We start from the raw sequence: 7,033 nt of genomic DNA, 5'->3' as shown, positions 1-7,033 counted from the left end.
CGATGCAGGCGGTGGCCCGGACGCTGCTGTCGCTGGACGTGAAGGACCGCGAGCTCTACCTGTTCGACACGTTCGAGGGCATGAGCGAGCCGACCGAGGAGGACAAGCGCATCGACGGCCGGAGCGCCGCCGATCTGCTCGCCGCCTACGACAAGGACCGCCCGATCTGGGCCCTGGCGACCCTCGACGACGTCCAGGACGGGTTCTCCCGGCTCGACTACCCCTCGGAGCGTCTGCACTACGTTCAGGGCAAGGTCGAGGACACCATCCCGGAGCAGGCCCCGGAGCAGATATCGATCCTGCGCCTGGACACCGACTGGTACGCGTCGACCAAGCACGAGCTGGAGCACCTCTACGACCGCCTGGTGCCGGGCGGCGTGCTGCTGCTGGACGACTACGGCTACTGGCAGGGCTCGCGCCAGGCCGTGGACGAGTTCCTGGAGGAGACCGGCGCCCGGCTGCTGCTGACGCGCATGGACGAGGGCCGGATCGCGGTCAAGCCCTAGCGCAGGGGCGTCCCGCCCCCATCGTTCTTGCTCTTCTTACCTGGCGTTCCCAGCTGGTTCTTGAGGGTGTTCGGTCCGATGTCGCCCCCATGTTGACTGCCGTTTGCATGTATTAAGGTATGAGCCGCAAGGAATCTCATAATCGAACGTGTGTGCCGCGCGGTCATCGGGGATCGGCACCCTCACGAACAGGTCAAGATCAGCCCTTGAGTACGCCCGACGTCAGCGTCATCGTCATCGTCTACAACGACGCCGAGCGCCTTCCACGAGCAGTACAGTCCGTACTCGACCAGACCCTCCACAACGTGGAGGCCGTGATCGTCGACGACTGCAGCACAGACGGCAGCTTCGAGGTCGCGCAGCGGCTGGCGGCCCAGCACCCGGAACGGGTGCGGGCCTTCCAGCTGCCGGAGAACTCCAAGGGCTGCGGCGAGCCCCGCAACCGCGGCATCGTGGAGGCGCTCGGCACCTACGTCATGTACCTGGACAGCGACGACGAGCTGGAGCTCAACGCCTGCCGGAACATGGTCGAGGCCGCCGAGGCCACCGGCGCCGAGCTGGTGTCCGGCCTCAGCACGCAGATCTACATCGACACCCGCACCCAGCGCGAACAGCCCTGGTACCGCTGGCTCTACCAGCGCCACCAGGTGTTGGAGAACATCGCCGAGCTCCCCGACCTGTTCGTCTTCGACACCCTGTCGACGAACATGTGCTACCGCCGCGACTTCCTCCTCGACAACAAGCTGACGTTCGTCAAGGGCCTGCTCTACGAGGACCTGCTCTACTCCGCCCAGGCCTACCTGGCCGCGGACCGCATCGCCCTGATCCCCAATCAGGTCTACAAGTGGTACATACGGCAGAACGTCGCCAAGGCCGAGAAGTCGATCACCAACCGGCGCGACGAGATCCGCAACTTCTCCGACCGGATCGAGATCCACCGCCGCATCGACGCCCTGCTCGCCGAGAAGGGCCAGACCAAGCTGCGGCGGCACAAGGACCTGAAGTTCCTCAAGCACGACGTCCCGCTCTACCTGCGCGAGTTCCCGCAGCACAGCACCGAGTGGCAGCACCGGTTCGCGGAGCTGACCCGCGACTACCTGGCGACGATCCCGCTCGACGTCTTCGACGAGTGCCAGCCGGTGCAGCGCGTCTGCGCCTACCTGCTGATCAAGGAAGACTGGGCGAACCTGCTCCCGGCCATCGACTGGCTGCGCAATCCGCGCAAGACCCCGATGCCGCTGGTCGAGCGGAACGGCCGGATCTACTTCTGCGCCGACCACCTCGAGGACGAGACCGGACGCCGGATGCTCGACGTCACCGAGGTGGGCTTCCAGGCGCGCAGCCTGAACGATTCCGTGCTGCGCTCGCAGCTGACCGGCTGGGAGCCGCAGGGCGCCGACGCTGTGAAGATCACCGGCCGGACCGTCAACCCGCTGGCCCTGATCGCGCCTGAGGCGAAGCTCTCGGGTCGGCTGGAGGTCAAGGCCCGCCGCAAGGGCCTGCAGACCTTCAGCTTCCCGGTCACCTCGTTCACCCACCAGGGCGACCACATCGAGTGGGAGTCCACGCTCGACATCTCCAAGACCCTGCGACCGCTCGGCCTCGTCGACACCATCTGGGATGTGTGGCTCAACATGAGCGTGGACAAGCAGCGCACCCGGCAGCCGCTGTCGGTGGACCAGATGGACCTGGACGGCGACTTCGCCGCCCGGCCCAGGCTCACCCGCCTGCTGGCCGACCGGCTCCGGCCCGAGGTCTCCAAGCCCGGCCACCTGGCGTTCCAGCTCAGCGCCGTCGGCACCGCGGCGAGGAAGGGCCGCGGTCTGCTGTTCGACCTGATGCGCGGCCCGGCCGGGACGCCGCTGAAGCGCTCCGCCAAGCGCGTGCTGCAGGCGCGCCGCGACCTGAACGACCAACCCAACAAGATCCGCTGGTACCACCGCGCGATGACGCGGATGCCGGTCAAGAAGGGCCTGGTCGTCTTCGAGAGCCACCTGGGCAAGCAGTACAGCGACAGCCCGCGCGCCATCTACGAGGAGATGCGCCGCCGGGGCCTGAAGTTCCACGCCGTCTGGTCCTACGAGGGTGACAAGCCCCCGAAGGGCTTCCCCAAGGCCGGCAAGGACGTCGAGCTGGTCGGGCGCTGGAGCTGGCCGTACCTGTACGCGCTGGCCCGCGCGGAGTACTGGATCGACAACCAGGGCTTCCCGCTGGCGCTGCGCAAGCGCCCGGAGACCACCTACGTCCAGACCTGGCACGGCTCCGCGCTCAAGCGCATGGGTTTCGACATGGCCGAGTACCGCATGCTGCCGCGCCACAAGCAGGACGAGTACCAGCGCGCGCTCGACCGCTTCGACCACTTCGTGGTCCGCACCGAGCACGACGTCGACACGCTGGTGCGCGCCTACCGGCTGCCCGAGTCCAAAGTGCTGCGCGTCGGTTACCCGCGCAACGACGCCCTCGTCGCCGCCCGCGCCGAGGAGCTGCGCAGCGGCACGCGCGAACGCGGCCCGCTGGCCAAGGAGCTGGGCATCGACCCGGACCGCACCATCGTGCTGTACGCGCCGACCTTCCGGGAGAAGGCGCCCGAGCTGGTGCTCGACCCGGTCGCCTTCGCCGAGCGCTTCGGCGAGGACACCACGCTGATGGTGCGCTCGCACTACATGCAGCGCCTGGCCGTGCCGCGCACGCTCAAGGGCAAGGTCGTCGACGTCACCGACTACCCCGACATCACCCCTCTGCTCGGCCTCGCCGACGCGCTGGTGACGGACTACTCCTCGGTGATGTTCGACTACGCGCTGCTGGACCGTCCGATGGTCTTCTACGCGTACGACTACGAGGAGTACGCGGGCGCCGCCCGCGGCACCTACTTCGACCTGCGCGAGGCCGCCCCCGGCCCGTTCGTGGAGACCCAGGACCAGCTCTTCGAGGCGATCGACGCGCTCCGCAAGGGCGCCGACGAGTTCGCGGAGAAGCGCGGCGCGTTCGCCACCCGCTTCGGCGAGTACGACGAGGGCCGTGCGGCCGCACAGATCGTGGACAAGTTCTTCGGCCCGGCGGCCGGCACGCGAGCGAAGGGCGAGCAGGCATGAGCGCGAACGCCGCCGTGACCACCGGCCGTGACATCTTCATCATCTCCAACAGCGTCGACGAGCTCGGCGGTGTCACCACCTGGTCCCACCAGATGGCCCGGATGCTGACCGAGCGCGGGCACCACGTGCACGTGCTCGGCATCTGCGACACCGACACCCCGGCCGACCTCGGCCCGAACCTGCCCTACCCCACCACCACGCTGCACCCGGGCAAGATCCCGGCGGTGTTCAGCCCGCGCGGTGTCAAGCAGCGCTTCAAGGTCTCCGGCTACGCCCGCAACTCGCAGCGCGAGGCCGCGATCCGCAGCATGAAGGCCAAGCTCGACGCGCTGTTCGCGGCGGCCCGGCCCGGCGCGATGATCATCGTCACGCAGGTGTGGGCGATGGAGTTCGTCCGCCTCGCCGACCGCGGGAGCATCCCGCTCATCGGGATGAGCCACGAGTCCTACGAGTACTCCCAGGACTCCTCGCGCTTCGCCCGCGTCAAGAAGTACTACCCCGAGGCCGACCGGCTGCTCCTGCTCACGCAGGAGGACGCCGATCTGTGGATCCTGGAGAAGCTGAACAACGTCGGCTTCATGCCCAACCCCCTGCCGGTGTGGCCGGACGAGCCGTCCAGGCGGGAGACCAAGACGGTCGCCTGCATCGGACGCCTCGACGACCAGAAGGGCATCGACATGCTCCTCGACGCCTGGGCGGTCGCCGCGCCGCAGGCGCCGGGCTGGACGCTGAAGCTCTACGGCAAGGGCGAGGACGAGGCGGAACTGCGCGCCCAGTGCACGCGGTTGGGCCTGGACGGCTCCGTCGAGTGGATGGGCCAGACCTCCGACGTCCCGGGCGCGCTGCGCGACAGCTCGGTCTTCGTCCAGTCCTCCCGCGGGGAGGGCTTCCCGCTGGCGCTGCTGGAGGCCATGGCCTTCGCCGTCCCGTGTGCCGCCTTCGACTGCGCCCCCGGCGTCCGCGAGATCATCCGCGACGGCGAGGACGGCCTCCTCGCCGCCCCGGGCAACACGGCGGAACTCGCCAAGCAACTGGTCCGACTGATGTCGAGCCAGGAACTGCGCGACTGCATGGGCGAAGCGGCCCGGGTCAACGTCGCCCGCTACTCCAAGGAGACGATCCTGGAGAAGTGGGAAGCTCTGTTCGCTCTCCTGGAGCGGTAAGCGCACCCCCAGGGGCAGTTCCACCATCCGGGGCGCGGGGTACCCCGCGCCCCTCAGGCCGTAGTGGGCGCAGGCGTGCGGTCGGCGAGCGGCACGATCGGGAGCGGCGTCTGCTCGCCGAGGAAGACGGTGCGCACGACGCGTTCGGCGGCCCTGCCGTCGTCGAACTCGCAGAAGCGCTCACGGAAGGCCTGGCGCAGGGCGGTCGACTCGGCGTTCTGCCAGGCGCCGGTGCGGAAGAGGTCCGCGAGCTCCGCCTCGGTGCGGGCGACCGCGCCCGGGGTCTCTCCGGGCTTGCCGGAGACCAGGTCGAGGTAGACGCCGCGCGTCTCCCGGTAGACGTCCCAGTCGTCGGCGAAGACGACGATCGGGCGGTCGAGGTTGGCGTAGTCGAACATCAGGGACGAGTAGTCCACGATCAACGCGTCCGCGGCCAGCGCCAGCCGCTCGATCGAGGGGTGGCCGGAGACGTCGACGACCCGGGCGCCGGCGGCGCCGGGCGCCGAGTCGTAGGAGTAGTGCGCCCGGTGCAGGACGACGAACTCCTCGCCGAGCCGCGCGGCCAGCTTCGCCACGTCCAACTGAGGCTCGTAGCCGACGCGGTAGTCCCGCATCGTCGGCGCGTACAGCAGCGCCTTCGCGCCCTCCGGGATGCCCAGTTCACGACGGGCCGCGCGCACCTCCTCCGCGCCGGCCGTCACGTAGACGTCGTTGCGCGGGTAGCCGAACTCCAGGGTGCGGTACTCCGAGGGGTAGACCCGCTCCCAGATCAGCGACGAGAAGCGGTTGGAGCTGAGGCTGTAGTCCCAGCGGTCGATCCGCTCCAGCAGCCTGTCGAAGTCCATCGTCAGGCCCGCCGCCGGGTAGTCGCGCAGGTCGAGGCCCATCTTCTTGACCGGCGTGCCGTGGTGCGTCTGCAGGTGCACCGAACCGGGACGCTTCTTCGCGCTGTCGGGGAAGTTGACGTTGTTGACCAGGTAGCGGGCCCGCGACATCGCCTCCCAGAAGCCGCGCGAGCCGGGCGCGACCGTGGTGTAGCCGGGCGGCACGTCCTTCTTCCGGCCCGCCTCGACGACCCACACCGTGCGCGTCTCAGGGCGCAGTTCACGCAGCTTCGCCTCGATCGCGGCGGGGTTGCAGCCCGGGACGCGGTTCCAGTAGCTGGCGAAGACCGCCAGGTTGTCGTCGATCGGCAGCTGGCGCTGCATCTGCGCGAAGCCGCCCATCAGCGGGCGCGCGATGGCGCGCTTCACGCCGGGCTGCGCCGCGACCGCGCGGTTCTTCGCACGCCGCACCACGTCGCCGACCGGACCCGCCTTGAACGGCATGGTGACCTCGATCGCCGCCGCGCCTTCGGGCCGGTGGCGCCGCTCCGCCTCGGCGGCCTTCGCGAAGAACTCGCGGCGGTCACCCATCGGCACCCGGTCCGGGTGCGAGCCGATCGCGCGCAGGTGCTCGACCATGCGGCGGTGCAGGAAGGGCCGCCAGGAGTGCAGCTCGGGGTGCGCGTCGACGAAGGCGAAGACCCGGTCGTACTGGTCGAAGATGTCGAAGTGCTTGCGCGAGGTGGTGGCCAGGATGTTGCCGCCCATCCGGCGCTGCCGGTAGTGGATGACGACCCGGTCGAGCAGGCCGACGGACTCGGCAGCCAGCGTGGTCGGGTAGGTCCAGGGGGTGTCCTCGTAGTACCCGGGCGGGAAGGTGAAGTCGTTGCGCTGGACGAACTCCCGCTTGAACGCCTTGTTCCAGACCACCATCAGCATCCGCAGCAGCTGCTCGCGCTCCGCGGTGCCGAACTCCTCCGGCTTGGCGTGGCACTCGCGCAGCATCGCCGCGTCCTGGTTGCGCACCACCCGGCCGTCCCAGAAGGTGCGGGCGTAGTCGAAGACCAGGATGTCGGGGTCGCCGGTCGCGTCGAGGCGGTCGGCGATCGCCCGCAGCGAGCCGGGGGTCAGCGTGTCGTCGCTGTCCAGGAAGATCAGGTAGTCGCCGGTGGCGACCCCCAGGCCCGCGTTGCGGGCGCGGCCCAGCCCGACGTTCTCGGCCAGGTGCAGCACCCGCACCCGCGCGTCCCGCTCCGCGAACTCGTCGAAGATCCGCCCCGACCCGTCGGGCGAGGCGTCGTCCACACCGATCAGCTCGAAGTCGCTGAAGGACTGGTCGAGCACGGACTCCAGGCACTCGCCGAGGAAGGCCTGGACGTTGAACGCGGGGACGATGACGCTGAACCTGGGCACGGTTCCCGACCCTACTACTCCGGGGGGCGGCCACC

Annotated in this window: 4 protein-coding genes; 3 read left to right on the top strand and 1 reads right to left on the bottom strand. The window is 69.4% G+C overall.

Going from position 1 to position 7,033, the window contains the following annotated elements; genetic code table 11:
* The 3 genes from TR48_RS09590 to TR48_RS09580 form a co-directional block, all read left to right on the top strand.
* Nucleotides 1-506, top strand: a 506-nt coding sequence (locus TR48_RS09590; protein ID WP_042365543.1) for a TylF/MycF/NovP-related O-methyltransferase, incomplete at its 5' end; no start/stop codon positions are given.
* A gap of 206 nt (nucleotides 507-712) precedes the next feature.
* A complete protein-coding gene (locus tag TR48_RS09585; protein WP_042365542.1) occupies nucleotides 713-3,598 on the top strand; it encodes a bifunctional glycosyltransferase/CDP-glycerol:glycerophosphate glycerophosphotransferase in 2,886 nt (961 codons plus the stop codon).
* Nucleotides 3,595-4,761, top strand: a complete 1,167-nt coding sequence (locus TR48_RS09580) for a glycosyltransferase (RefSeq protein ID WP_042365541.1) — start codon at nucleotides 3,595-3,597, stop codon at nucleotides 4,759-4,761. Before TR48_RS09585 ends, TR48_RS09580 begins: the two co-directional genes overlap by 4 nt.
* Before the next feature lie 53 nt (nucleotides 4,762-4,814).
* On the opposite strand, the gene TR48_RS09575 is transcribed toward TR48_RS09580, so the two are convergent.
* Nucleotides 4,815-6,998, bottom strand: a complete 2,184-nt coding sequence (locus tag TR48_RS09575; RefSeq protein ID WP_042365539.1) for a bifunctional glycosyltransferase/CDP-glycerol:glycerophosphate glycerophosphotransferase — start codon at nucleotides 6,996-6,998, stop codon at nucleotides 4,815-4,817.
* Nucleotides 6,999-7,033: the final 35 nt, after the last annotated feature.

The organism is Streptacidiphilus neutrinimicus (assembly GCF_000787815.1).
Taxonomy (GTDB): Bacteria; Actinomycetota; Actinomycetes; order Streptomycetales; family Streptomycetaceae; genus Streptacidiphilus; species Streptacidiphilus neutrinimicus.
This window is presented reverse-complemented; position numbering and strand designations above follow the sequence as displayed.